Source organism: Gordonia sp. NPDC003950 (assembly GCF_053605205.1).
This window is the reverse complement of record NZ_JBSGIT010000008.1, coordinates 151,262-177,773: the sequence shown is the minus strand read 5'-3', so window position 1 is coordinate 177,773 and position 26,512 is coordinate 151,262. Positions and strand designations below refer to the sequence as shown.

Genomic DNA, 26,512 nt, shown 5'->3' with positions numbered 1-26,512 from the left:
GAATCTGGTGGGGGTGAACGCTGTCGGTTCCCACAGCGTTGGCTTCGGTTGTCGCTGGTCTGGTTTCGCTGCCGTCGTACGGAAGTGGCCTCGATGCGCAACGAGCTCGCATCGCCCGCGCGGCGCACTCGACCAGCGGGTGGACCGGGTCGCTCGGCGCACCCGACGGTCGAGCTAAAGCTGCAGCAGCGTAGCGAGTTCCGCGTTGATCGTATCGATCCGCTGTGCTGCGTCAACTCGCGGGATGTCGCCGGCCTCGTCGACAGCGAGGACCACTTCGATGTAGCACTTGAGTTTTGGTTCGGTGCCCGATGGGCGGATGATGACGCGGTCGTCGGCAGCCGTCCGGTAGAGCAGCCCATCCGTCGGCGGCAATCCCGCGTCACCCAACGCGAGGTCCGTGTACTGCACCACGGGCGAACCGGCCAGCGACACAATGCCGTTCGCCCTCAGCCGGGCCATGGCGTCGGCTATCAGCATTACATCGGCGACGCGGATACTGAGCTGACCGGTGGCGTACAACCCGTACAACCGGGCCAGGTGATCGAGTTGATCCTCGAGTGTCTTTCCCTCTGCGGCAAGCTCTTCGATGAGTGTCACGACGCGGACGGCGGCACCGATCCCGTCCTTGTCACGAACCGCCTTCGGGTCGGTGCAGTAGCCGATGGCCTCCTCATACCCGAACCGCAGGCCGGGGGTCCGGGCGATCCACTTGAATCCGGTGAGGGTTTGCGCCCACCGCAGTCCATGGGCGTCGGCGATTCGACCGAGCATCCGGCTCGAGACGATCGAACAGGCCAACACGTCCCCGGACCGCGACGAATCCTGGGCAGCCTGCTCCCCCAACAGCGCACCGAGCTCATCGCCGGTGAGCTGCCGCCAACTCCCATCGCGTTGTGGGATGGCCACCGAGCATCGGTCGGCGTCCGGGTCGAGGGCGATCACCACGTCGGCGGACACCTCGACGGCCAGCGCGAGCGCCAGGTCCAGTGCACCGGGCTCCTCGGGGTTGGGGAACGCCACGGTCGGGAAGGTCGGATCGGGTTCGAGCTGCGCCGGCACCGGATGGACGTCGGTGATGCCGGCATGATCGAAGACCCGCATGAGTGTGGCACCGCCGACGCCGTGCATGGCCGTCGTCACCACGCGCACCGACGACGGCTCCGTCGACCGCCGGGCCATGGCGTTCAACGTGACGTACGAACCCACTGCGTTCGGATCGAGAGGAACGATGCCTTCGGTGCTGCGTGTCACCTCATCGGCGGGTGGTACCGTCGCAATGCGCGCGGCGATCTCCGCGTCGGCGGGCGGCACGATCTGCACCCCGGCTCCGTCGGCATCCGTGGCACGCCCTCCCAGGTACACCTTGTAACCGTTGTCGCCCGGCGGATTGTGCGATGCGGTGATCATGATCCCCGCTTCGGCGCCCGCCCCACGGACGGTGAATGCCGTAACCGGGGTCGGCAGTCGTTTCGGCAACGCAAGTGCTCGGAACCCGGCACCCGACAGAACCTCCAACGCGGCATCCATGAAGTCCGAAGAGCCCTCGCGGGCATCGCAACCCACCACCACGGTGATGTCGTCACCCACCGTGTCCATCAGGTAGCGCGCCAACCCGGCGGTCGCCCGGATGACCACGGCGACGTTCATCCGGGACTCACCGGCCCCCACCGCAGCACGGAGTCCGGCGGTACCGAACTCCAACGGTCCCTCGAAACGTGACGTCAGGTCTGCGAGCGCCGCGTCATCACCGGCCTGCGCGGCCATGATCAGAGTGGTCAGCTCCGTGCGGGTGGCCGCATCCGGGTCGTGCTCGACCCATTCCCGGGCCCGATCGATCAGCGCGCTCATTACATGGATTGTTCCACGGTGACGCGCTGCCTCGGATGCGGCCCGTCATCCCTGTGAAGAGATCGCCTCCGCGGCCAGCAACTCGGCCAACTCGGCCATGCTGTATGGCTCGCTCTCCGTGTGGTCACGGTAGGCGATGAAGGTCGGCTGCTGCGGATCGTAGCGGCCGATGAAACCGCCGGACGCGGTGAAGATCTGCCCGGTGATTCCCGCGGCGGCCGGACTGGCGAGGAAGGTGTATAGCGGCGCAACATATTCCGGAGGAGCCGGATCGAGGGCCGCATCGCGGGTGAAATCGTCGAGGATGCCCCGATCGTGCAGACTCTCGATGTGACGGACGTAGTCATCGCCGCTGGACAGCCGCGACTTCGCGCCCGGCATCACCACATTGATCCGCACCCCGAGCGGTTGCAGGTCACCCGCGGCTGCCAGCCCCAGAGCGTTGACCCCGCCTTTCGCCGCCGGGTAGCCGCTGCCACCGAAGGTCCCCAGCGACGCGGCCGATCCCGTGAGCACGATGGACCCCGAATGTTGTTCGGCGAACACCTTTCCCGCGGCCTGACAGATGTGGAAGGCGCTCATCAGGTGGGCGTCTATCTGCTCCCGAAACTCGTCGGCCGAGATGGTGAGGACCGTCGACCCGGCGGGTTCGGCGATGCCGGCGCAATTGATGGCGATGTCGAGTGCGCCGAACCCCGACAACGCCGCGTCGACCATCTTCTCCGCGACACCCGATTGCCCCGCGGAACCGCACACCCCGACCGCGTAGCCACCGCCTCCGGTGATCTCGTCGACGGTGGCGGCCACCGCCTCCTCGTCACGCCCGTTGACGACCAGCGACACCCCTCGACCGGCCAGCGCATACGCCACCGCGAGACCGATTCCCCGTGTCGCACCAGCGATCACGGCGACCTGTCCGGCCATGCCCACCCCCACCATCAGACGCCGCTGGCGACCGGGGTGATCGGAATAGACCGGCCCCGGTCGGTGAACGAGAAGTCGGCGCCGGAACTGAACCGCGCGATCGCCACCTCACCGGATTCCTTCTGCGCGTCACCACCGACGGTGTATCGCACCCGCAGACCGTCGTCGGTGGTCTCCGTCGCGCTGATCGTCCAATGTGGTTCCACCGCAACACCGATGGCCTGCAATGGCTCACAGTGATCGACGGTGAGCAGCGTGCACCATCCGCCGTCGTGCGTCGCGGGTGAATCCGACGGGATGTCAACGATGACGTCGTCGCCGTCGATCGTTGCCGTGACACCGGTGTACTGCCGCGGCCCGAGGACCGGCACCAGGCGGATGACCTCGGCGAGGGCCTGGGCATCCGACCCCAGCCGCAGCGCCGACCGCAGCCGGTCCGCCGACAACCCTGCGATACCGGTGAACTGTTTGCGGTAGATCTCGGTGACCTGCTCGGCCGATTCGGCGTATCGCCGCAGACTGATCAGGAAGCCGAGCGCCAGCAGTTGGTGTTGCAGCGCAACCTCTTCGGCGATGCGCACCAGCGCCGAATGCGACCATTCGGCGAACTGCAGATCCTCGACCAGGACGCCGCGATAATCGACGAGACCGTCGGCGGTCGCGTCGATCGGACTGAGTTCGAGCTGCGCGGCGTTGGTGGTGAACATCTGCTCCGCATCCACCGGGAGGGGGAGCTCCTCGCGATCGGGTTCAATCGTGACGGTCCACGCGCAGTGCGGATTTCGATCGATGGGCCGACGCGGCGGCCGGTGAATAGGCCGAATCCGGGCGCGTCGATTGGTGGCGATCGCGGTGGCGTCGAACGTCGGGTCCTCGATGTCGTGGCACATCGCGGTGACGTATTCGTCGCCGAGGGGTTCCACATCCATCAGTGCGCCACAATGGTCGAGGACGAACGATCCGTGGTACTTGTCGGTGATCTCGTACCGAAAGTCCATGAACTGTGGTGGGGCACCGATGTCGAGTTGCAGGCACTTGAACATGTCCTCGACGCCGTCACCGTCGATGCCGAGCGCGGTCCGCATCCGGTGGGTGTAGACGGGACTGGCGGCCATCCATTCCTCGATGGCCACCTTCGTCATCGTCTCGCGTCCGAAGGCACTGATCAGGTGCGCCATCCCGCTGCGGTCGATCAACTGCCCCGACAGCAACAGTTCCGGGACGAGTCCGGCGAGCTGGTCGCCGCTGAGATCTGAATACGAGTGGGCTGATTCGCTCATCTTCAGTGTGCTCGTCTCACCAGAACGGGACCGGGGCCTTGCCGAACGGATACCAGCCCGGCTGATCTCCGGTGGCCTTCTCGATGCGCTTGAGCATGCCGTCGCTCATAGCGTTGTTCTTCAGCATCTCGATGAACAGCGCCGACACGTTGCCGTAGTCGAAGAAGTCACGCTGCCAGGAGAATTGGAAGTTCCCGGCGTAGCGGAACCAGCTACCCTGAATCCCTTCGAGGGCGTACTGCCTACCGTCGTCGCGGGTGCCCTCGTACACCTGCTTCCACAGGCCGATCATCGATCCGGTCCGATCGTCGATCACCCACTCCTGGTAGGGATACTCCCAGCCCTCGAGACCTTCCATCTCCTGGCCGAGCGCGATCTCCCGGATCTCGTCGCGTCCGACGGCCATGAAGTCCTTGTCCGGTCCGTAGTTCCATCCGTAGGTGGCGTCCTCGGTGTAGAACTCCGCGAGGGGTTTCCAGTCGCCGGCCTTCTCCGCCACGACGTTGGCGTCGAGCCAGCGTTGCTTCATCTCTTCCAGTTCGGCACGATCAAAAGCCATGTTCTCGGTCCTCAATTCTGTCGTTCAGTCGTCTTCGACGATCCGCAAAGCTTGCGTGGGGCAATACATGACGGCGGCCTCCACCTCGGCACGCTGGTCCTCACCGGGATGCGCATCGAGGATCTCCACGTGATCCATCTGTGCCGCGAAGACCTTCGGGGCCTCCAGCTCACACATCCCATGCCCCTGGCACAGGTCGAGATCCACCTCGATGCGCATCATCACGCACCTGTCCGGTCGCGCCTGCGGTAGCGCACCCGGCAGGGTTGCGCCAACTGCACGACCATCTTGGAGTGGTCGTTGTGGTAGGACTCCGGCGGCTGGGCCATCTCGAACTCGTAGTTCTGGAACAGCACCGAGAAGATCGCCTTCAACTGCATGATCGCGAATTGTGCTCCCACACAACGGTGCCGGCCCGCACCGAACGGAATCCAGGTCCATCGGTTGACCAGATCCTCCTGACGTGGCTTCTCGTACCGGTCCGGATCGAACCGATCCGCATCCGGGAAGTCCTCGGGGATCCGATTGGAGACCGCGGGACTGACCGCGATCATCTGCCCCTTGGTGACCTCGAACTCCTCGATGTGAAAATCGTTCTGCACCAACCGCATCAAGATGATGAGTGGCGGATGTAGCCGCAGCGTCTCCTTGAGGGCGTCCTCCAGCTTCGGCATCTGCCGGGTGTGGGCGAAGGTGTACTCGGGGCGTTCACCGGCGGGCGTGTCACCGTAGATCTCGTCGAGCTCGGCGTATACCTGCGCCATGTACTCCGGGTTGCGCAGCAGTTCGATGAGTGTCCACGCGGCGGTGCCCTGCGTGGTGTGGTGCCCGGCGAACATCATCGAGATGAACATGCCGGTGATGGTGTTGGCGTCGAAACCCACCTGGACGAGCACGTCCATCAGGTCCCGATCCTCTTTGTTCTCGGTGGGGTTGGCGATCCGGTCGTTCATCACGCCCTGGATGAACTCGACGAGTTCGGCACGCGCGGCGTCGCGGCGGCGGAAGCTCTCGATGTCGGCGTGCATGTCGACGTAGGCGATCGGGTCGGTGCCCTTCTCCAGGTCGTGGAACAACTCCGACACGTGTTTGGTGAGTTGCTCACGGAACTTCCGCCCGATCAGGCAGGCCGACGACGTGTACAGCGTCAGTTCCCCGAAGAACTCGAGGAGGTCGATCTCGCCGTCCTCGCCCCAGTTCGCGATCATCCGTTCCGCCTCGTTGGGGATGGTGACCGCGTGCTGCTTCATGTGCGCGCCCTTGAGCGCCGAATTGTGGATCGCCTTCGACCGTTCCTCGGGGCTGGCGTCGAAGACGACGCCCTCACCGAACACCGGCGTCATGAAGGGGTAGGCGGCGGCCTGATCGAGATCCTCCTCCGGTGCCCGGAAGAACTCCTCGTTGGCGGCGGCGCCGGAGACGAGGACCACCTCACGGTCGGCGAGCTGGAACTGCCCGACGTCACCGCATTCCTCACGGACCCGCCAGAACAGGCCGATCGGATCGGTGGCGAGTTCATCGAGGTGGCCGTGTTCACCGTCGCCACCGGACACCCGCTTGGGTGTGGTCACCGTGGTCATTGGTCGGGTCCTTCCGATTGTGGGCTGCTGAGTTTGGTCTTGGGCACCGCCCCCTCGGCCTCCACCTCCACCGAGCGCATGTGCGCCCCCCGCGGCATGGTGACCATGGCGGCGACGGCCTGCGCGATGTGCTCGGGGGAAAGGAAATTGCCGTGCCGGGCGAGGCCGTGCTTGATCCAGTCGTTGAGCATGTCCTCGGTGGTCTTCGGGTCGAGGTTCATGCCCATGCCGGTGAGGGTCTGGCCGGGCCGGACGACTCCGGCCCGCACTCCGGTGCCCTCGAGTTCGAGTTGGATGGTCGCCACCAGGCCGTCGATGCCGGACTTGGCCGCGACATACGCCGACGACCATGGCCGCGGGTGGATCGCGACGTCGGATCCGATGAACACGATGTCGCCGCGGGTGCGGTCGATCATGCCGCCGACGACGGCCCGAAAGACGCGGTAGGCCCCGTTGAGGTGGATGTTGATCTGATCGGCGAAGTCCTCGGGGGTAATCTGATGTGACAGCCCGACGGCCAGATCACCTGCGCCGAGCACCGCGATCTCCAGATCCCCCAGTGCTGCTTGCGCTTTGGCGATGCAGTCGAGGACAGCGCCGTCGTCGGTGACGTCGAGCGGTACGGCGACGGCCTCACCGCCGGCAGCGGTGATCTTCTCTGCGAGTTCCTGCAGCTTCTCGACACGGCGTGCGGCCAGGGCCACGGGATATCCTGCGGCGGCGAGCCATTCGGCGGTCGCAGCTCCGATTCCGGAGGACGCACCGGCCACCAGGACCGGACGCCGGGCGGGATGAGGAATGAAGGCCATCAGCGCACCGTCACTTTCACGGGGAGTTCGGCGAAGCCGCGGACGTTGACCGAGTGCACGCGGACCGCCTTGTCGATGTCGATGTCGACGGAGGTGATCGAGCGGGCGACTGCCGCGAGTCCGATGTTGGCCTCCAGCCGGGCCAGATGCGCACCGAGGCAGAAGTGCGTTCCCATACCGAAACTCATCAGCGCCTGGCTGCAATCCCGGCCGATCCGGTAACTCGCCGCGTCGTCGAAGACGTCGACGTCGCGATTGGCCGAGCCGACGAGCAGCAGAATCCGCTGTCCCGCGGGGATCGTGTGGTCGCCGTAGGTGACGTCGGCGGCCACCCGTCGCAGCACCATCTGGGTGGAGTTGTCATACCGCAGGGTCTCCTCGGTCCAGTCCGGAACGAGGTCGGCGTCGCCGATCACCTTGGCGAGTTCGCCCGGGTTCCGCCATGCCCAATACAGGGCGTTGGCAAGGAGTTTGGTGGTGGTCTCGTTGCCGGCGACCACCATCAGCACCATGAACCCGACGATCTCGTCCTCGGACAGGCTGGTCTTCTCACCGGTCTCGTCGTCGTCGATCTCGGCGGTGATGAGCGCGGAGACGAGGTCGTCGCCGAGTTTGGTCCGGCGTTCGGCGATGAGCGCGGTGTAGTACTTGTGCAATTCGATGTAGGCGTAGACGGCGGCCTCGGGGATGTCGAGGACGCCCTCTTCGCGGTGCAGCAACAGATCCGACTGCTGCCGCAGGAAGGCCCGGTCGCTCTCGGGTACGCCGAGGAGTTCGGAGACGACGTCCATCGGGAGAAGTCCGGCGAAGTCGGCGACGTAGTCGAATTCGCCGGACTCCAAGCACTTTTCCCAGTGCGCGTCGGTCAGCGCGGTGATCCGTTCGGACAGGTCGTTGACGCGCCGCGGGGTGAATCCCTTGCTGACCAGTTTGCGGATACGCATGTGCTTGGGATCGTCCATGGCGAGGAAGGACATCGACTTGTGCGCATCTGGGCCGTAGGACGAGGGGTCCATCGACACACCCCACGCGTTGGACAGATTCACCGAGTCGCGAAAGGCGCTGCGCACGTCGGCATGCCTGGCGAGCGCCCAGAAATCCTGCGTCTCGTTGTAGTACACCGGCGCGTCGGCGCGCAGCCGCGCATAGGTCGGATACGGATCTTCGTGGAAGTCGTAGGCATACGGATCGAAAGGGATTCGCTGCTCCATGCCGGCGACGGCGAGGTCGGTCATCGGATGTGCTCCATCATTGCGGCTGATTCTCCATCAGTAGGTGGGCTGCGGCGACAAGGCGATCGGAGGTCTGTTCGTAGCTGAGGTGTCCCATCCCGGCGTGGACGAGGCCACCGGCGTAGAGCATTTCGAGGGCGTCGACGACCGGCCCGGGATTCTCCGGGTCCACCTCGAGGGCGGCGGCGAGGCGTTGGCGGATGAAGCCACCGATGCGCAGCCGCAGGTGCTCGACGTCGGGATCGGTGCCGAGCAGTGCGACAGTGACCGCCCCGCCGAGTTGCCCCTCCCCCGCGACCACCAGCGAGACGTCGCGAAGGACCTGTGCCACGCGGTCTTTCGGCGCAACGGCCGGGTCCGGCTCGGCAACTCCCTGCGCCAGGCGGCGCCAGAACACCTCGGCCACCAGGTGACTCTTCGACGAAAAGTAGGTGTAGGCGGTCGCCGGCGCAACACCGGCACGTTTGGCGACCGCCCGCACCGTCAGCCCGTCGAAGCCCTCCTCGTTGAGCACCTCGACGGCCGCGTCGGTCAGTCGGGCAACCGTCTCGGCCTGCTGGGTGGTCAACCGTCGTCGGGTGGATTCCTGAGACACGGGGCTGGACATGTGACCGACGCTACACTAGGTTTGAACGTGAGTCCAGACACCTGTCCAGATGCCCTTCCAGTCATTGGAGCCCAGTTCATGACTCTCAGACCCGAGTCCGCGTCCGACCTCCTCGTCGACGGCAAGCTCATTCCCGGCGGCAGAGGCGTTTTCGACGTCGTCAACCCGGCCACCGAGGAGGTGATCGGCGCGGCCGCCGACGCCACCGCCGACGACATGGACGCGGCCATCGCTGCCGCTCGCCGCGCCTTCGACACCACCGAGTGGTCACGCGATCACGCGCTCCGCGCACGCTGCCTCCGACAACTCCGCGATGCCCTGCTCGGCCACGCCGACGAGTTCAAGGCCCTCACCACCGCGGAGGTCGGCGCACCCGCCTTCCTCACCGGCGGCCCCCAGTTCGAGGGACCGGCCACCGACCTCGGCTACTTCGCCGACCTTGCGGAGACCTATCAGTGGACACGCGACCTCGGCGAGGCCACGCCGATGGGACTGAAGAATCACCGGGAGGTGCGCAGTGAGGCGGTCGGTGTCGTCGGAGCGATCACCCCGTGGAACTTCCCGCACCAGATCAACTTCGCCAAGATCGGGCCGGCACTGGCCGCCGGGTGCACCGTGGTCCTCAAACCCGCACCCGACACACCATGGGCGGCGGCACTGGTCGGCAAGGTGATCGCCGAGGAGACCGACTTCCCGCCCGGCGTCATCAACATCGTCACCTCATCGGATCACGGCCTCGGAGCACAACTCGCCACCGATCCGCGCGTCGACCTCGTGTCCTTCACCGGTTCCACCGCGACCGGCAAGAAGGTGATGGAGGCGGCGTCGGCGACCCTGAAGAAGGTGTTCCTCGAACTCGGCGGCAAGTCGGCATTCATCGTCCTCGACGACGCCGACCTCAAGAGTGCCTGCGCGATGGCCGCTTTCGCCGTCGTCACCCACGCCGGTCAGGGCTGCGCGATCACCACCCGTCTGCTGGTACCCCGCACGCAACTCGACGAGGCGATCGCCGCCACCCGCGACGCGATGGCCGGTCTGCCCGCCGCCGACCCGTCCGATCCCGGAACCATCTGTGGCCCGCTGATCTCCGCGCGGCAACGCGAGCGCGTCGAGTCCTACATCGCGCTGGCCCGCGAGGAGGGCGGCACCATCGAGATCGGCGGCGGGCGTCCCGCCGCCCAGGAGAAGGGGTTCTTCGTCGAACCCACCCTCATCTCCGGCCTGGACAACTCCGCACGCGTCGCCCGGGAAGAGATCTTCGGGCCGGTGCTGGTGATCATCCCGTTCGACGATGACGACGACGCGATCCGCATCGCCAATGACTCACCCTACGGCCTCTCGGGCATGGTGTACGGCACAGACGAGGACCGGATCAACAAGGTGGTCAACGGAGTTCGCACCGGCACCATGGGCGTCAACGGCGGTATCTGGTATTCCGCCGACGTCCCCTTCGGCGGCTACAAGGCCTCCGGCATCGGTCGCGAGATGGGTGTCGCCGGCTTCGAGGAGTACCTCGAGACGAAGGCCGTCGCCCGGCCGGCGTGAGTCCGGTCTCCGAGACCCCCGCTGATCGAGAACCGCTTCCCCGCTGATCGAGCGCCGACGAGCTCGCGAGTCGGTGTATCGAGATCACCCCACCCAGAAAGAGAACCCATGACCTCCTCCCGTTTCACCGACAAGACCATGATCGTGACCGGCGCCGCCGGCGGCATCGGCGAAGCCTACGCCCGCGCCTTGGCCGGCGAGGGCGCCAACGTCGTCGTCGCCGACCTCAATGACGAGGCCGGCGAGAAGGTGGCCGCCGACATCGGTGGCCGCTATGTGCACACCGACGTCTCCGACCCGGAGTCGGCGAAAGCGCTGGCGCAGAGCACCGTCGACGCCTACGGCAGCATCGACGGTCTGGTCAACAACGCCGCCATCTACGGCGGTATGAAGCTCGACTTCCTCATCACCGTGCCGTGGGACTATTACAAGAAGTTCATGAGCATCAATCTCGACGGCGCGCTGAACGTCACCCGCGAGGTGTATCCGCACATGACGAACGGCAGCGCGATCGTCAACCAATCCTCCACCGCCGCATGGCTCTACAGCGGTTTCTACGGCCTGGCGAAGGTCGGCGTCAACGGTCTGACGCAGCAACTGGCCACCGAACTCGGCGGGCAGAACATCCGCGTCAACGCCATCGCACCCGGCCCGATCGACACCGAGGCCACGCGGACCACCACTCCCAAGGAGATGGTCGACGACATCGTGAACCGACTGCCGCTCAAGCGGTTCGGTACCCCCGAAGACCTGGTGGGGATGTGCCTGTTCCTGTTGAGCGATGAGGCGAGCTGGATCACCGGCCAGATCTTCAATGTCGACGGCGGACAGGTCATCCGGTCGTGAGCGCTGCACAACTCCCCGATGCACCGCGCATCGGATATGTGGGGCTGGGCAATATCGGTGCCCCGATGGCCGCTCGCCTGGCGAAGGCCCCGGGGGGCCTCACTGTGTTCGATCTCTCCGCAGACGCGGTCGGCAAGCTGGTTGATCAGGGGGCGCAGGCAGCGGATTCGCTTGCCGCACTGGCCGAGACCTCCGACATCATCGGCATCTGCGTCGTCACCGACGACCAGGTACGCACGGTGGTGGCCGGCGACGGCGGCCTGCTGTCGGCGGCGGCCCCCGGCTCCATCATCACCGTGCATTCGACGATCGGCCCGGATACCGCTGTGGAGCTGGCCGAAGTGTGCGCCGCCCAGGGGGTCACACTTCTCGACGCCCCGATCTCCGGTGGCGCGCCCGGCGCCGAACAGGGACGCCTCGCCATCATGGTGGGCGGACCACGCGACGCCTACACCGCAATCAAGGAACCGTTCTCCCTCACCGCGGACATGATCGTGCACGCCGGTGAGCAGGTCGGCGCCGGCACGAAGATGAAGCTGGCCCGGAATCTGTTGCACTTCATCTCGTTCACCGCGACCACCGAGGCATCCCGGTTGACCGAGGCCGCGGGTATCGACATCGCCAAACTCGGAAAGGTGGTGCGCCACACCGATGCCATCACCGGAGGGGCCGGCGCGATCATGTTGCGCGACACGACCGCCGAGATCGAACCCGACGATTTCTGGTACGACGTCTTCACTCACGTGCGAACGTTGGGAGAGAAGGACCTGTCCCTGGCATTGGCCCTCGGCGCAGAACTCGGTGTCGAGCTGCCTCTCGGAACGCAGGCCTATCAGGATCTGGCACGCGGTCTCGGCGTGCCACATCACGAAGGAGAGTGAGTCATGACCAGCACCGACAGCCCGCAGGCAACAGCGACACAGACCGAGCAGCGCCGTCGTGGCCTGGACATGATGACCCAGGTGTACGGCTGGGAGATGTCCGACGGCCCGGGACTGCATTTCGCGCATACCGCCGATCAGCTGTTCGCCGAGGTGTGGACGCGTGAGGGCCTGTCCATCCGCGACCGCCGGCTGATCCTGCTCGGTGCGCTGGCAGCCGGCGGGCAGGTCGACGTCGCGGAGATCCAGGCGGGTGCCGCTCTCGGCAACGAGGAACTCACCCCGGAGCAACTCGAGGAGATCGCCCTGTTCCTCTGCTACTACGTCGGTTGGCCGATCGGCACCAAGATGAACATGATGTTCGGCGAGGTGATCAAGCGGCACCGCAAGGCCACCGCGAAAGCCGCGGCCGATCAGTAGGGCTGACGGTTACGATCGAGTACATGACTGCCACGTCCGCACCGACGCAGGTCACCTTCACCGAGCTCACCGGAGGAGGCGGCCACAACATCCTGTCGGCCAATCCCGGCCCGGATCTTTCGGCAGCGGGTTACACCGAAACCGAGTATTCCGCATCGGGTCTGGCCCGACGGTTCGTCGCCGACGACGGTGACCTCCGAGAGGTGGACACCGCGCAGTTCGCCACACGAGTGCTGGTGCGTCGCCCGCAGCACGATGCCGACTTCAACGGACACGTCGTCGTCGAATGGTTCAACGTGTCCAGCGGAACCGACTCCGCACCCGAATACACCTACCTGGCACCGGAGATCGTCCGTTCCGGCTATGCCTGGGTGGGGGTGTCGGCGCAGTACGCCGGTGTCGAGGGCGGTGCCGGATCGGTGGGCATGGACGACGGATCGGCACCGCAGCGCCTGGCCGACAAGTTTCCTGAACGCTATGCCGCGCTGCATCACCCGGGCGACGGGTACAGCTACGACATCTTCGGCGCGATCGGCGCCGCACTCGCCGATGCCGACGTGCAGGGACATCCGTTGACCGGGTTATCGGTTCGTCGGCTGCTTGCCGCCGGGGAATCCCAGTCGGCGATGGCCTTGACCACCTATACTAATCACTTTGCGCATCGACACAACGTGTTTCACGGCATCCTGATCCACAGTCGTTCGCTGGGTACGTTGCCCCTGGGCGATGCGGGCGGTCCGGTGGACATCACCGAGGCCTACCTCGGTGTTCCCGTACCGATCTCTGCTGATGTCGAGGTACCGGTCTTCGTCGTCCAGACCGAGACCGACGTCCTGACGAACTTCCAGTATGTGCAAGCGCGGCAGCCGGATTCGACGCGTTTCCGCGCCTGGGAGGTCGCCGGCACATCACATGCCGATATCGCGCAGATCGGCGAGTACGAATCGATGCTGGGATGTCCGGCGCCGGTGAACCGCGGCCAGCAACGCTTTGTGTTACGGGCAGCGCTGCACCATCTGCGCGAATGGCTGAGCGAGGAGTCCGAACCTCCGGTCGCCACACCACTTCTCGTCGTCGACTCCGGCGACGGCATGCGCTTTGAACTCGACACCATCGGCAACGCACGCGACGGTGTGCGAACACCGTGCGTCGACGTGCCGACGCAGATCCTCAGTGGCGTCGTGACCGCCGACGTGCCGCGGATCTGTGTCCTCTTCGGCATCACCACTCCCCTGCCACCCACCGTGATCGCCGGGTTGTACATCGGTGACACCGACTACGTGCAGCGGTACGCCGCGGCCGCGGACGCAGCGATCGCAGCGGGCTTCATCCTGCCCGCCGATCGCGACGAACTGCTCGCCGACGCCCGCACCGATCTCGTGGTGGACGCGGAAGCGTTCCGCTGAGCGGGGGATCCTTGCGCTGATCGAGTGCACGCATCCCCGCCGGTCGGGCGCACGCAATCTTCGCCGGTCGAACACACGCAACCCCCGCTGGCCGAGTGCCGACGAGCTTGCGAGTCGGTGTATCCGCCGGGCCGAGCCTGTCGAGGTCGAGGCCACGCCCGCAACCCAACAGCGAAACCAGCCTGATATTAACCGAACACAGCTCGGACGATACCGACATCGTTCATCCCCAACCGATTCCGCGCCGAAGAAACTTGTCGGTGGTCGTCGCTACACTTGAGTCAGTTCAGTTGGAGCGACCGAGCAGAGGGGGTGAACATCATGGCCGACACCACAATTCGCACGACTACCGCGCCGGAACTGTCGATGACCGCCGCCGACGCCGCCATGATCGATCACCTCCCCGCCGAGACGGCCACCGCTCTGGCCCGATCGTTGCAACGCCAGGAACGACAACTGATCGCCCGGAAGGTGCTGTCGGCGGCGCGGATCGGGCACACCGTGTACGACGAGATGCTGCTCTCGGGCCACATGACCAACGTGCACACCACCGGTGGCGTCGACAAAGCCGCCACCGGCAAGGTATCCACCGCGCTGGGAGTATCGGTGCCGCACGCCACCGCGTGGATGACGCTGAGCTTCCTGCTGTCGACACTCCCGACGGTGACCGCAGCATTCCTGGCCGGTGACCAGTCGCTGGAACGTATCCGCATCATCGCCGACGAGATCGTCGTCCTATCCGATGACGATGTCCGCGCGTTCGCCGAAACCCGCGCACTGCAACTCGCGATGCGCAATCAGGCGGATACGACATTGCGGGATCAGGTCGCCGAGATGGTGATCGCGCTGGATCCCGACGGTGCCGCCGACCGCCGCGAGGAAGCTGCCGCACGCGATCAGAACGTGCGAGTCCGTCGGGACACCAACGGGCATTGCAGCATCTCCGTCTACGCACCAGGCGAGATGGGTGCGCATCTGGCGGCGCGGATCGCACAGATGATCAGTGAGCGGATCTGCCCGCGGGATCGGCGTCGCCGCGGTCAGGTGCAGGTCGCGGCGTTCGCCGAAATCCAAGGACTACCCGGCGCGTACCTGTCGTGTGAGTGCGGTCGGGGTGTCTGCTCGCGGGCGATCCCGTTGCCGGAAGAACCCTGTGGCCTGACCGACCTCGACATCGATGTAGACGGCAACGCGACGGATCTGTCTGACGATGTCGACGCCGAGCGTGGTGAGGCTGATGAGATCACCGAACCCGAGACGACCGACGCTCCCGAGACGGTCACCGACGGCGACGCTGACTGTGACGACGCTGATTGTGCGGCAACAAATACCGTCGAGCCGCAACCCGACACAGACACCGACACAGACACCGACAGTGATTCGCAGTTGTCGCTGTCGTTGATCACCGACCCGTCCGGGCAGCGGGAAGCCCGGCTGGAATACTTCGGCGTGATTGACGAAGCTCACGCCCGAACGCTGATCAATTCGGGACAGTTGGTCACCGTCACCGAGTTTCCCACCCTGGACATACCCACCATCAGGACCACCACCTCGCTGGATCGGATACCGGCGGCGTGGCGTCGTCTCGACGACCCGTTCCCCGCGCCACCGATCGACCCCACCGGACACGGCGGCCATCTCCTCCCACCACCGGGTGCGTTGACATATCGGATACCAGCCTGGTTGCGGGAGAAGATCATCGAATTGGACGGCACCTGCCGATACCCGCAGTGCGGTCGGCCGGCCAGTGACTGCCAGATCGATCACCTGGTGAAATTCGTGCACCAAGATCCGATCACCGGTGGCTGGACGGTGGAATTCAACCTGATGCCGCTGTGCACGCCGGACCACCAACGAAAACACATGGGATTGTTGCTGCCCACCATGCTCGCCGATCGGGCGGTCATCTGGCGCGACCCCGCCACCGGGGAAACCATCACCACCTATCCCCGGTAGGCCACTACCGTCAGGTGATGCTGCGCTGCAGTTGGTTTCCGACTCCAGGTTGCGGAGGTGGCCGCGATACACCGGCTCGCAAAGCTCGTCGGCACTCGACCAGCGGGAGGGTGACCGCTCGACGGCGAGACGGTGCGGCTCGTCAGGAGAGAACCTTCGGGTACCCGCGAGCTCAGGTCAGGAAGCTGTCGACGGCACGGTGAATGTCTCGGGACATGGCATGGCCGACGTGACTTCCGTGGTACCAGTGCACTTTTCCGCCCCAGTGGGCGTGGAGGCGTCGTGCTGCGCCCAGTGAGGTGACGCGGTCGTTGAGGGCCGCGATCACCAGGCGACGATCGGGCGTGGGGTACGGGTCCACCGACAGGGGGTCGATGACGGAAGTGACGGCGGTCACCGGGTCCGAACGCATCAGGGCCGCCAGGTCGCGGCCGCGGGGACCGGCCCGCTCCATGTGATGGGCAAGGGTGCCGTGGACGTCGAGCATCGGCACCACGGCGACGACACCCGACACGCGGGGCTCCAGCGAGGCCACCAGCGCGGCGATCGGTCCGCCCAATGATGTACCGGACAGCACGATCTCACTCGGATCCCACTGCGAGATCCATTGGATCAAGGCGCGGATCTCGGTGACCGCGCGAACCGTGAGCAGCACATTGACCAACGGATCCAGGCCCGGATACGCCACGGAACGACGTCGGCGGACACCGTGCGCCGGGAGGACCGGAAACGCGACGTCGTAGCCGAGCTGCCCGTACAGGTGAGCGGCCCGGAAGGCGTAGAGATCATCGGATCGACCTTGCGCGGCACCGTGCACCCAGATCAGCCACCGACCACCACTCCGACTCCGGCTGAGCACCCGCGCCGAACTGTAGGTTCCCGCATAGGGATCGACGTCGGAAACCGAGGCCGGCAGGAAGCCGTCGACCAGATAGTCGACATGATCAAACCGGGTGGTCCCGAACATCTTCCGGGTCTGCGATGCGATCCGCGGAACGCGCGGACGCTGATGAATACCTTCCACGCCCAGCCCGGCCAGTTCGGGCGCAACCGCCGCACACCGCTCGACGTATCCCTCGATCGTCTCCGTGGACGGGATCTCGCGGATCACGGAGTTGATGGCGATGAAGATCTCGTCGAGCGCGGTCTCACCGATGGCCCGCGCCCCGGCCGACGTTGGTGGAACCCCCGCGGTGACATCACCGCGGCCGGCGTGACGGGTGCTCGCTATCGCGCGGGGCAACACCCCGGCGAAGAGACCGAGACGTGCAGCCCCCGTGGACCAGTCGATCAACGATCGCCCCGAACCAGATCGCCGCCGAGCAGACCGCGATCGGACAGGGCCGTGTGCACCTCGTCGAGGGAGTCGGCGACGCGTCGCAGGAACCGGTGTGGATCGGGCATCGACTCCGGCGTGGCGATCAGCCCCATCGACAACGTACCGGCGTAACTGTAGGTGGTCAGGTTGACATCTGCGGGTGCGATGGCGAGGGCAAAGGAGATCCAGTTGATCACCTCTACGTCGCCGACCCATCGGGTCCGACGCGGTCCAGGCATGTTCGCCGTCGTGATGGTGTTCATGATGCGTGGCGCCCGGTGCGCGGCGAGGTTCCGGAAGGTCGGTGCCAGGCGACCGGTGTACGTCGACATCCGGTCGATCATCTCGAAGCCCACCTTCTTGCGCCGACCGACCGCCGCGGCACAACTGTCGGCGGTGGCGGTGATCCGCTCCACCGGATCGGCGATGTCGGTGCGCATATACGCTGCGGCAGTGGCTATCTCATTGCCCCAGGTCCGTGTCGACGCGAGATCGCGGCACACCCCGAACACGGTGACCGACCGGTGCGTCAGATCATCTCCGCGATCGGCCAGTTCGGACCGCATGGCGCCGGCGATGATGCCGTGCAGGGCACCGTTGACGGTGGTACCCAGCGCAACCGCGACACGTTGGACGTCGGCCAGCGGGATTCCGCCACTCGCACAGACGCGTTCACCGCCCGACGGCGTGTTGAAACTGGTCCGCCGCACGGTCAGGGGTCGTGGAATATGTTCGGCGGCCTCGGTATCAGCGGCCGTGCGGGCCGCACGCGCGAAGGTGGAGAGAACCTGCGGTATCGCGGCCAGCAGACTCCGCGATTCCCGACGTGCACTGCGGGTGAGGTCGGCTCGGCTCGGCAGGGCGTGCGGAGGGCGCACCGGGGCCACCTCGACGGCGCCACCCTCCTCCGACGTCGCGGCCATCAGAGTGTTGAGGGCGGCCAGACCGTCGGCGACGGCGTGATGGACCCGCACGACCACAGCCTGACGATCTCCGGCGAGACCGTGCACCAGGGTCAGCGCCCACAGTGCACGCGATCGATCCAGTTGGAGCACAGCGAGTTCCGACAGCGCCGCGTCGAGTTGTTCGGGCCCACCCGGAGCGGGGAGGAAGGTCTCGTCGAGGTGGTCGGCCACATCGAAGTCCTCGTCGGCGACCCAGAATGGACGAGCCTTACGCCCGGGTGCGCATTGCACCCGTTGGGTGGCGCGCGGGAACATGCCCAGGTAGTCGGGCAGGACGTCGATCAGTTCGCCCAGCGTCACCGGCCGACCGCGACGTCGCGTATCCAGGATCGCCACCTTCAGCGTGTGCATCGGGGTGGTCGGAGTCTCCATGTTGAACATCAGGGCGTCGGGCCCGCTGAAGCGTTCCATCGTCTCAACCCACCTTCCGTTCGCCCGCGGAATCCGGAACCATCTCGCCAAGAGACCGTTTCACCACTTTCCCGGTGGCATTGCGCGGCAATTCGGAGATGAAATACACATCCCGCGGCACCTTGAATCCGGCCAGGCGGTCACGCACGTGAGCCCGCAGATCGTCGGCGGTGACCATCGTGTCCGCGCTGACGAGACCTCCGCCGCGGCGGACCACATAGGCGGCCAGGCGTTGTCCGAAACGTTCGTCGTCGACGCCGACCACCGCGACCTCACCGACGCCCGAACATTCGGCGATGACCTGCTCGACCTCGAGCGGGTACACGTTCTCGCCGCCGGAGACGATCATCTCGTCGTCACGTCCCACCACGAACAATCGACCGTTCTCGTCGATCCGGCCCAGGTCGCCGGACACCATGTGCGCCCCGGCGAAATCCTTGGTGTCGTTGGTGGTGTAACCGTCGAAGGCCGAGGCACCGGCGACGACGATGCGCCCGATCTCACCGATGGCGACCTGCTGGTCTGCGTCGTCGAGGATGCGGACGTCGGTGCCGACCAGGGGCCGCCCGGCGGTGTCGGGTACGGCGCGCAGGTCGGCGGGTACGGCGGTGGAGATCAGGCCGGCCTCGGTGGCGTTGTAGCTGTTGTAGACGACGTCGCCGAAGCGATTCATGAAGGCCAGCAACGCATCCGGCCGCATCCGTGACCCGCTGGCGGTGACGAAACGCAAGGAGGACCCGGTGTATCGGTCGAGCACCTCGTCGGGCAGGTCCATGATCCGTTCGAGCATCACCGGCACCACGGCCAGTCCGGTGGCGCGGTGACGGTCGACGAGGTCGAGGGTGGCCTCCGGGTCGAAGCGGCGGCGCATCACCATGGTGGCGCTCAGCGTGGCCGCGATGGCGACCTGCCCGAATCCCCACGCGTGGAATATGGGAGCGGCGATTACGGTGGGTTCGCCTGCGCGCCACGGGATGCGGTCGAGGATCGCGGCGAGCGAGACCACGTCGGTGCTGCCGCCACGACGAGCCCCCTTGGGAGCGCCCGTGGTTCCCGAGGTGAGCAGCACGACGCGGCCGGCGCGCGGCGGTGCGGGCACCCGTCGCCCGGCATGATCGGCGATCACCGATTCGACGGTGCCGACGGCCTGCGGAATCGGTTCGACGTCGGGGTCGTCGACCCAGGCCCGCAGACAGCGAAGCCGTGGCAGTCGGGCGGCGGCGGAACCGACGAGTTCACCGAACTCGTCGTCGACGATGAGCAGGTCGGCGCCCTCCCTTTCCAGGACCTCGGCGAACTGGGGTCCGGCGAAACCCGTATTGAGCAGAATGGCGTCGGCGCCGAGTCGCGATGTGGCAGCGAGGGATTCGACGAGACCGGCGTGGTTGCGACACATGATGGCCACCCGCGCAGGCCGGTCTGGGCGACGCGGCCCGATGAGCTCACCCAAGCCGGCGGCCAGTGCGTCGGCGCGTCGGTCGAGTTGGCCCCAGGTGAGTGAGCCCGCCTCGTCGATGATGGCGAACCGGTCCGGGGTGCGGGCGGCGGCCAGCCCGATGCCGCTGACCGGCGACGGACCGCCGTGCCTCCGCAGGTTCAGGCCCATCCGGACGTACCGGTCGGGGCTGGTGAGGCTCAGGAACCCGCTGCGCAGCAGGACCCCGATCAGCCAGACTAGGGAACGAAGACGGTCGAGGATCGCGGTCATGGTGGTATCCAGGAAGAGTCAGCCGAGCACGGGAAATCGGCGCTTGCGGGCGAGGTCGTCGAGGGCGTGTTGCATGTGTTTGCGGATCATCTGATCGACCTCGGCGATGTCCGGGTCGGTCCCGAACTCGGCGCGGATGTCGATGGGGTCGAGGACGCGTGTGGTCATCTTGGATGGCAGCGGGACGTTCGCCGGTAGTCCGGCGGTGAGTCCGAAGGGAAAGCCGAGCGACAACGGCGCGCCCTTGATGCGCAACAGTTTGTCCAGGCGCAGCAGTGTGGCCAGCCCTTCGCCCCGGGTGAGGAACCACTGGGTCTCCTGCGCGCCGATGGTGACGATCGGGACGATCGGCACGTCGGCCTGCAGAGCGGTCCGGATGTAGCCGGTGCGGCCGCCGAAGTCGATCTTGGCGTCGTCGCGACTCGGTCGCATCACATCCCAGTCACCACCGGGGAAGACCAGCGTCGCAGCACCCGATTCCAGTGCGGCGACCGCGTTGCGCGGATGGGCGCGCAGGAAGCCGAACTTGCTCAGCAGCGCACCGCCACCGACCTGGAACAAGATGTCGTGGGCGAGGGTGTAGAGCGGCCGCGCGGGCCCGAAGTGATCGGCGAAGGCCACCGTGATCAACGGCACATCGAACGCCAGCAGGCCGCCCGAATGATTGGAGATCAGCAGCGCCCCACCGTCGGGTACCTTCTCCATCCCCTGGACATCCGACCGGAAGTATCCCTTGGAGATCAGCGACAGCAGGGGCATCGCGTGGCGCACCCAGGTCTCATCCCACTCCATGGTCGCCTCCTTGCATTTCCCAGAACTAGAACACGTTCTAGATGTAAATTAGAACACGTTCTAGACGATCTTGCCAGTTCGTCTCACTCGCACACCTCCGGGAGCGGCCCCATGCAGTTCACCCTCGAGGACATCTCCGATGCCGAGATCGCCCGCCGCCGCGGCGTCTACGAGCCGTTGACCGAGTCGGTCCGCGAACTCATCGATGCCGCCATCCGCACCGAGGTTCCCGACGAGGTGATCGGCGAGGCGCGTCGACGGATCGACGAGGTCGTGGCGATGTTGCGGGCCGAACAGATCGACGGCCCGTACGGCGTGCGTTACACCCCCGACTTCATCGGAATGCCGTGGGGTAACGCCGTCATCGGTGTCCGCAACGCGATAGCGCCACCGCTGCGCACCCGGTTCCATGACAACGAAGTGTCGGCGGAGTTCGCCCTCGGCGCGGCCTACGAGGGCCCGGACCATCACGTTCACGGCGGTGTGTGCGCGATGATCCTCGATCACGTGCTCGGCGAGGGCGCCAGCCTCGACAACGTGCCCTGCTACACCGGCACCATCACGGTGCGCTACCTGCGCCCCACGCCCCTCGGCACGCTGACAGCATGCGCGTCCATCGTCGCCCGTGACGGCCGCAAGAAGATCGTCCGCGGCACTCTCTCCGACGCCGACGGCGTGACCGTGGAGGCCGAGGGCGTGTTCATCGAACCCCGGGACTGGTCGGGGCAGATGCCGCGAAGAGCCGACAAGTACGTCGACGAGGGGCACTGAACGATGCGCGCCGCGGTGATCTTGGACAAGGAGAGCTGAACGATGCGCGCCGCGGTGATCTCCAACGGAACCTTCCAGGTCGATGACGTCGCCGATCCGGAACCGGGTGTCGGCGAACTGGTGCTCCGGGTGGCCGCGACCGGCATCTGCGGATCGGATCTCTCGACGGCGCCGTTTCTCCCCGACGGCACGATCATGGGTCACGAGTTCGCGGGCGAGGTGGTGGCCACCGGACCGGGGCTGACCGACTGGTTGGGTGCTCCGGTGGCGTCGATGCCGGTGATCGGTTGTCGCTCCTGCCGCGCCTGCCTCGTCGGAGACGTCGCCCGGTGCCCGGCGGCGCGAACTCTCGGTCTGGGCGTCCTCGCCGGGTCCTTGGCGGAGTTCGTGCTGGTCGGGGCGGCCGAGAGCGTACGACTGGATCGGCTGCCCGGGGCGCGCGAGGTGGCGGGGGTTGAAGCAGGCCTGGGCGATGCAGCGCTCACCGAGCCACTGGCGGTCGGCTTGCATGCGGTGACCCGCGCATCCATCACGCCCGGCGATCGGGTGCTGGTGATCGGCGCGGGACCGGTGGGTTTGGCCGCGTTGGCCTGGTTGTCGCGGTCGTGTGCCGGCGAGATCGTCTGCAGCGATCCGGTACCCGAACGTCTCGTCGCCGCCTCCGACCTCGGCGCCACGTCGACCACCACTCCCGACGCGGTGTCGGCGTTCGAACCCTTCGACGTGGTGATCGAATGTGTCGGCAAGCCCGGCATCATCGCCACCGCACTGGAGTACGTCGCACCCGGCGGGCGGATCGTCGTCGCCGGGGTGTGCCTGACGCCGGATGAGTTTATGCCGGTCGCGGCCGTGGTCAAAGAGGTGTCGATGCACTTCGTCTCCTACTACACCAAGAACGAATTCGTCACGGCTGCAACGTCGGTCATGAATGGTTCGATCGATCCGGGTTTGTTCGTCAGTCGCACCGCGGGACTCGACGACCTCACCGAGATCTTTGCGACGCTCAGTGCACCCAAGAAGGAACGCAAGGTTCTGATTCGGCCCTGAGTCGACGCGCGGTAGCGTCGACTCATGGACAGCGACGTTCACCCCGATCGGCCGATCCCCGATCCTCCGGCACCGTTCAGCGACTCCGAGATCGAACAGATACGCGCGGTCTGGCAGGGATTGGGGCTGCCCGGCCTGATCGACGTCCACACCCACTTCATGCCGCGATCGGTGATGGACAAGGTCTGGGCCTACTTCGACTCCGCCGGACCGCTCATCGGGCGGGAGTGGCCGATCACCTACCGCGCCGACGAGGACGTACGGGTGGCGACGCTGCAGTCCTTCGGGGTGCGTGCGTACTCGTCGCTGGTATACCCGCACAAACCAAATATGGCGGAGTGGCTCAACGGGTGGGCCGCCGACTTCGCCACCCATCACCCCGACTGCCTGCACACCGCGACGTTCTATCCCGAGGAGTCGGCCACCGGATATGTCTCGAAGGCAATCGCCGCGGGCGCACGAGTGTTCAAGTGCCACATCCAGGTCGGCGACTTCTCCGCCCTCGATCCACTGCTCTACGGAGTGTGGTCGCAGCTGGCCGACTCTCAGGTGCCGGTGATCATCCACTGCGGAAGTGGCCCGGCACCAGGACGATTCACCGGTCCGGAACCCATTGCCGCTCTGCTGAAACGCTTTCCGTCGCTACCACTGATCGTCGCCCACATGGGGACACCGGAGTACCCCGAATTCCTGCACCTGGCAGAGCAATACGAGAACGTTCGGCTCGACACCACGATGTCGTTCACCGACTTCTCCGAAGAAGATGCACCGTACCCGCCGGACCTGCGCCCCAGGCTGCGTGACATCGGCTCGAAGATTCTGTTCGGCAGCGACTTCCCGAACATTCCCTACACCTACACCCACGCCCTCGAGGCCGTCATCCGACTCGACCTCGGCGACGAATGGGTGCGCGGGGTGCTCTACCAGAACGCCGCGAAGGTGTTCGGGATCGGCGCGTGAGGGGGCCGATCCCGCCTCGCTCCGCAATTCTTGACGACGGGGTTCGGCCGGCCTGAGGCCCGTGTCACCTTCCTCCAGCGACAAACATGGCCACTCGCGCGCCATCTCAGTACTCCGCCCTGGACCGGCTACGACGGCGGGTGCCGAGCATGTACCGCCGGGATGCCTGGTGGGATGAGAAGCACCCATTGCCCAACGGCCTGGCGTATGACGATGTGCCGCAGGCATTTCAGACGATCACCCGCAGCCGGGACCGCACCTTGGAGTATCTGTTGGACGTGGGCGAGCTGCGGCCGGGCGAGAACGTCCCTGACCATTGGTTCGACCTCGCAAGCGCGGGACGCGCCGGGGTACGACGCGCCGCGGAACGCGTGGTCGTTCGCCGAATCGGTGCTGTTGCAGTCGCGGCGACCTATCGGCACGCCGTTGGACGACGTGATGGCCGGACGCCTGATCAGCAGTTGCCTGCCGGTCGACTCGGCTCCGAAGTCCGCACAGAGGTTCGTCGTCGACGCGCGTCAGCCGCGCGCCGCGATCCGCGCCTGCACCTCAGGACGACGTAGCGGCGGCACCGTCTTCGGCGGCTGCCGCCGCTCGGGTAGTTCGGCGAGCAGTTCCCGGGTGGCCGCGGCGACGGCGGTCACCGTCGCCTCGAAGATCTCCGCATTCGCCGCCGAGGGAGCCCGGATGCCGCTGACCTTGCGCACGTACTGACGCGCGGCCGCCTCGATCTCGTCGTGGGTGGCCGGTGGTTCCAACCCGCGCAATTCGGTGATGTTGCGGCACATGGGCACTCCTCGGGGGTCTCGATACGTCTCCTCGCTTCGCTCGTGGACCACTCGGACCAGCGAGGAGAGCGGGCTCAGTCGGCGATGTGGACGACCGCTTTGCCCAGGATCCGCCCCTGCGCCAGATCCGTCAACGCCTCGGGGAGTTGATCGAGGGTGTAGGTGGTGTTGACCTGCGGACTCATACCCGCCGCGATCATCTCAGTGAGCTCGTCGTGCAGTAGTTCCGGGACGCCGGGGTGGGTGCGGACGTACTCGCCCCACGCCGCGCCGACGACGGCGATGTTGCGGAAGAGGACGCGGTTGAGTTTGACGGTGGGGATGCCGCCGGCGGCGAACCCGATCACCACGTACCGGCCGTCGGGGGAGACCTGGCGCAGCGCCTCGTCGAAGACATCGCCGCCGGACGGATCGATCATCACGTCGACGCCCTCGGGTGCGATCTCCTTGAGCTTGGCACCCCAGCCTTCCTCGAGTTGCACGATCTCGTCGGCGCCGGCGCCCCGCAGTAATTCCTCGGCTCCCTTGCGGTGCACGATGGCTATCACCTTGGCGCCCATGGCCTTTGCCACCATGATCGACGCGGTGCCGACGCCACCGGCGGCGCCGAGCACGCCCACCACCTCGCCGGGTGCGGTCTGCGCGCGAACCTTCAGCGCGAAGAGCGCGGTCTGGTAGTTGATGCCCATCGCGGCACCCTGATCGAAGCTCAGACCCTCGGGCAGCGGCAGGAGTTGCTCGGGAGCGGCGACGACCTGTTCGGCGAACCCACCCACGACGGACGCGACGAGGACCTTGTCGCCGGCCTTCACCGACGACTCCTCGGGTGCACTGCGCACCACTCCGGCGACCTCGGTGCCCGGGGTGAACGGGGTGGGTATGCGCAACTGGTACTTGCCCTGGCTCATCAGCAGGTCGGGGAAGCAGATCCCGCACGATTTGATGTCGACGAGCACCTGGCCATCGGCGGGTGCCGGGTCGGCGACGTCGGTGAGTTCGAGAGCTGACGGACCGTTCTCTGCGGTGAGTACCTGAGCTTTCATGGCAGCCACACTACGCGGGGAGAACAATCGCTCGGTAGGGAACGGTTACGATCAGTGCCATGACCGCACCGTCGGCCCCGCAGCCGCTTTCCGCCCCCTCGCCCGATCGCATCCGGGTGGCCGACGAGGCCCCCGGATTCATGCCGCTCGACGAGGCGCAGACATTGTTCGAGATCGCCGGAGAGTATCTGGCACAGTCTGATTCGACCAAGGTGGGGGTGGAGATCGGCACCTACTGCGGTAAGTCGACGGTGTTCCTGGGGTCGGCCGCCGAAGCCGCCGGCGCGGTCATCGTCACCGTCGACCATCACCGCGGATCCGAGGAGCATCAGCCGGGCTGGGAGTATCACGACGAGTCGCTCGTCGACCCGCATGCGGGCACGCTGGACACCTCCGCACGCTTTCGCCGGACGATGTTCGACGCGGGCCTCGAGCAGACAGTGATCGGGATGCTCGCGCCGTCGACCGTCGCCGCCCGGGCGTGGGGCAAGCCCGTCGACTTCGTCTTCATCGACGGCGGCCACTCGATGGAGGCCGCACAGAACGACCTCGACGGCTGGGCGCCCTGGGTGCGCGTCGGTGGGGCCCTGCTGATCCACGACGTGTTTCCCGATCCCGCCGACGGCGGCCGGCCACCGTATGAGATCTATTGCCAGGCCTTGGCGACCGGGCAGTTCACCGAGGTGCGGGTGGAGGGATCGCTACGCGTGCTGCGTCGGGACTCCGGTGTCGTCGGGGAGCCCCTGCCCCGCGGATAGACGGGCACTCTGACACGACAGTGCGGACCCCGGATGTCTCGGTGAGGCAGGGCTG

25 protein-coding genes are annotated in these 26,512 nt (G+C 66.3%); 10 read left to right on the top strand and 15 right to left on the bottom strand.

The annotated features are described in order from the left end of the window. Window positions 1-174: 174 nt before the first annotated feature. From ACWETB_RS09450 to ACWETB_RS09410, 9 genes are read right to left on the bottom strand one after another with little or no spacing between them, the layout of a single operon-like run. Complete coding sequence (locus tag ACWETB_RS09450) at window positions 175-1,851, bottom strand: phospho-sugar mutase (protein WP_452210772.1); 1,677 nt, start codon at window positions 1,849-1,851, stop codon at window positions 175-177. 45 nt (window positions 1,852-1,896) lie between these two features. Then, on the bottom strand, window positions 1,897-2,775 hold the full coding sequence (locus tag ACWETB_RS09445; RefSeq protein WP_449741336.1) for an SDR family NAD(P)-dependent oxidoreductase: 879 nt from the start codon (window positions 2,773-2,775) through the stop codon (window positions 1,897-1,899). A gap of 14 nt (window positions 2,776-2,789) precedes the next feature. Further along, on the bottom strand, window positions 2,790-4,055 hold the full coding sequence (locus ACWETB_RS09440; protein ID WP_452210770.1) for a hypothetical protein: 1,266 nt from the start codon (window positions 4,053-4,055) through the stop codon (window positions 2,790-2,792). Between the two features lie 16 nt (window positions 4,056-4,071). Beyond that, window positions 4,072-4,614 carry a nuclear transport factor 2 family protein gene (locus ACWETB_RS09435; protein ID WP_449741338.1) on the bottom strand — a complete coding sequence of 181 codons (543 nt, stop codon included), beginning with the start codon at window positions 4,612-4,614 and terminating at the stop codon, window positions 4,072-4,074. 24 nt (window positions 4,615-4,638) lie between these two features. Beyond that, window positions 4,639-4,833: a ferredoxin gene (locus tag ACWETB_RS09430; protein ID WP_348806829.1), complete on the bottom strand. Its 195-nt coding sequence runs from the start codon at window positions 4,831-4,833 to the stop codon at window positions 4,639-4,641. 2 nt (window positions 4,834-4,835) lie between these two features. Next, the gene (locus ACWETB_RS09425) at window positions 4,836-6,194 is read right to left on the bottom strand and encodes a cytochrome P450 (protein ID WP_449741339.1); all 1,359 of its coding nucleotides are present in this window, start codon (window positions 6,192-6,194) and stop codon (window positions 4,836-4,838) included. After that, window positions 6,191-7,003 carry an SDR family oxidoreductase gene (locus ACWETB_RS09420; RefSeq protein WP_348806800.1) on the bottom strand — a complete coding sequence of 271 codons (813 nt, stop codon included), beginning with the start codon at window positions 7,001-7,003 and terminating at the stop codon, window positions 6,191-6,193. The genes ACWETB_RS09425 and ACWETB_RS09420 overlap by 4 nt, the downstream gene beginning before the upstream one ends. Beyond that, entirely contained in the window at window positions 7,003-8,238 is a 1,236-nt protein-coding gene (locus tag ACWETB_RS09415; RefSeq protein ID WP_452210766.1) for a cytochrome P450, read from the bottom strand. The genes ACWETB_RS09420 and ACWETB_RS09415 overlap by 1 nt, the downstream gene beginning before the upstream one ends. Window positions 8,239-8,251: 13 nt before the next feature. After that, the gene (locus tag ACWETB_RS09410) at window positions 8,252-8,842 is read right to left on the bottom strand and encodes a TetR/AcrR family transcriptional regulator (protein ID WP_449741341.1); all 591 of its coding nucleotides are present in this window, start codon (window positions 8,840-8,842) and stop codon (window positions 8,252-8,254) included. Between the two features lie 78 nt (window positions 8,843-8,920). Between ACWETB_RS09410 and ACWETB_RS09405 the strand changes: the two genes are divergently transcribed. From ACWETB_RS09405 to ACWETB_RS09380, 6 genes are all read left to right on the top strand, one after another. After that, window positions 8,921-10,387 (top strand): aldehyde dehydrogenase, encoded by a 1,467-nt coding sequence (locus tag ACWETB_RS09405; RefSeq protein WP_449741342.1) that lies wholly within the window; start codon window positions 8,921-8,923, stop codon window positions 10,385-10,387. 108 nt (window positions 10,388-10,495) lie between these two features. Beyond that, complete coding sequence (locus tag ACWETB_RS09400) at window positions 10,496-11,233, top strand: SDR family oxidoreductase (RefSeq protein WP_449741343.1); 738 nt, start codon at window positions 10,496-10,498, stop codon at window positions 11,231-11,233. Then, window positions 11,230-12,114 (top strand): NAD(P)-dependent oxidoreductase, encoded by an 885-nt coding sequence (locus ACWETB_RS09395; RefSeq protein ID WP_452210763.1) that lies wholly within the window; start codon window positions 11,230-11,232, stop codon window positions 12,112-12,114. The genes ACWETB_RS09400 and ACWETB_RS09395 overlap by 4 nt, the downstream gene beginning before the upstream one ends. Before the next feature lie 3 nt (window positions 12,115-12,117). Further along, window positions 12,118-12,534 (top strand): carboxymuconolactone decarboxylase family protein, encoded by a 417-nt coding sequence (locus ACWETB_RS09390; RefSeq protein WP_449741345.1) that lies wholly within the window; start codon window positions 12,118-12,120, stop codon window positions 12,532-12,534. Between the two features lie 23 nt (window positions 12,535-12,557). Continuing rightward, entirely contained in the window at window positions 12,558-13,940 is a 1,383-nt protein-coding gene (locus ACWETB_RS09385; protein WP_452210761.1) for an alpha/beta hydrolase domain-containing protein, read from the top strand. A 321-nt stretch (window positions 13,941-14,261) separates the two neighbouring features. Then, on the top strand, window positions 14,262-15,896 hold the full coding sequence (locus ACWETB_RS09380; RefSeq protein WP_452210759.1) for an HNH endonuclease: 1,635 nt from the start codon (window positions 14,262-14,264) through the stop codon (window positions 15,894-15,896). A 172-nt stretch (window positions 15,897-16,068) separates the two neighbouring features. On the opposite strand, the gene ACWETB_RS09375 is transcribed toward ACWETB_RS09380, so the two are convergent. The 4 genes from ACWETB_RS09375 to ACWETB_RS09360 are packed head-to-tail and all read right to left on the bottom strand — an operon-like array spanning window position 16,069 to window position 21,090. Next, window positions 16,069-17,190, bottom strand: coding sequence for an alpha/beta hydrolase family protein (locus ACWETB_RS09375; RefSeq protein WP_452210757.1), 1,122 nt, complete (start codon window positions 17,188-17,190; stop codon window positions 16,069-16,071). Continuing rightward, window positions 17,187-18,590 carry a wax ester/triacylglycerol synthase domain-containing protein gene (locus ACWETB_RS09370; protein WP_452210755.1) on the bottom strand — a complete coding sequence of 468 codons (1,404 nt, stop codon included), beginning with the start codon at window positions 18,588-18,590 and terminating at the stop codon, window positions 17,187-17,189. The genes ACWETB_RS09375 and ACWETB_RS09370 overlap by 4 nt, the downstream gene beginning before the upstream one ends. A 4-nt stretch (window positions 18,591-18,594) precedes the next feature. After that, window positions 18,595-20,298: an AMP-binding protein gene (locus ACWETB_RS09365; protein ID WP_452210753.1), complete on the bottom strand. Its 1,704-nt coding sequence runs from the start codon at window positions 20,296-20,298 to the stop codon at window positions 18,595-18,597. A gap of 18 nt (window positions 20,299-20,316) precedes the next feature. Beyond that, entirely contained in the window at window positions 20,317-21,090 is a 774-nt protein-coding gene (locus tag ACWETB_RS09360; RefSeq protein ID WP_449741351.1) for a lysophospholipid acyltransferase family protein, read from the bottom strand. Window positions 21,091-21,201: 111 nt separating this feature from the next. Here ACWETB_RS09360 and ACWETB_RS09355 point away from each other — a divergent pair, with 111 nt between their 5' ends. Genes ACWETB_RS09355 through ACWETB_RS09345 form a run of 3 tightly spaced genes read left to right on the top strand, consistent with a single transcriptional unit; the run spans window position 21,202 to window position 23,868 of the window. Then, the gene (locus tag ACWETB_RS09355; protein WP_449741352.1) at window positions 21,202-21,861 is read left to right on the top strand and encodes a PaaI family thioesterase; all 660 of its coding nucleotides are present in this window, start codon (window positions 21,202-21,204) and stop codon (window positions 21,859-21,861) included. Window positions 21,862-21,903: 42 nt separating this feature from the next. Continuing rightward, window positions 21,904-22,908 (top strand): alcohol dehydrogenase catalytic domain-containing protein, encoded by a 1,005-nt coding sequence (locus ACWETB_RS09350; RefSeq protein ID WP_449741353.1) that lies wholly within the window; start codon window positions 21,904-21,906, stop codon window positions 22,906-22,908. A gap of 24 nt (window positions 22,909-22,932) precedes the next feature. Beyond that, window positions 22,933-23,868 (top strand): amidohydrolase family protein, encoded by a 936-nt coding sequence (locus tag ACWETB_RS09345; protein WP_452210750.1) that lies wholly within the window; start codon window positions 22,933-22,935, stop codon window positions 23,866-23,868. Between the two features lie 518 nt (window positions 23,869-24,386). Here ACWETB_RS09345 and ACWETB_RS09340 read toward each other — a convergent pair. Together ACWETB_RS09340 and ACWETB_RS09335 are read right to left on the bottom strand one after the other, a co-directional pair. Next, window positions 24,387-24,656 carry a DUF2277 domain-containing protein gene (locus tag ACWETB_RS09340; protein ID WP_449741355.1) on the bottom strand — a complete coding sequence of 90 codons (270 nt, stop codon included), beginning with the start codon at window positions 24,654-24,656 and terminating at the stop codon, window positions 24,387-24,389. Window positions 24,657-24,730: 74 nt separating this feature from the next. After that, window positions 24,731-25,699, bottom strand: coding sequence for an NADPH:quinone oxidoreductase family protein (locus ACWETB_RS09335; protein ID WP_452210747.1), 969 nt, complete (start codon window positions 25,697-25,699; stop codon window positions 24,731-24,733). Between the two features lie 59 nt (window positions 25,700-25,758). Here ACWETB_RS09335 and ACWETB_RS09330 point away from each other — a divergent pair, with 59 nt between their 5' ends. Continuing rightward, window positions 25,759-26,457 (top strand): class I SAM-dependent methyltransferase, encoded by a 699-nt coding sequence (locus tag ACWETB_RS09330; protein WP_449741357.1) that lies wholly within the window; start codon window positions 25,759-25,761, stop codon window positions 26,455-26,457. Window positions 26,458-26,512: the final 55 nt, after the last annotated feature.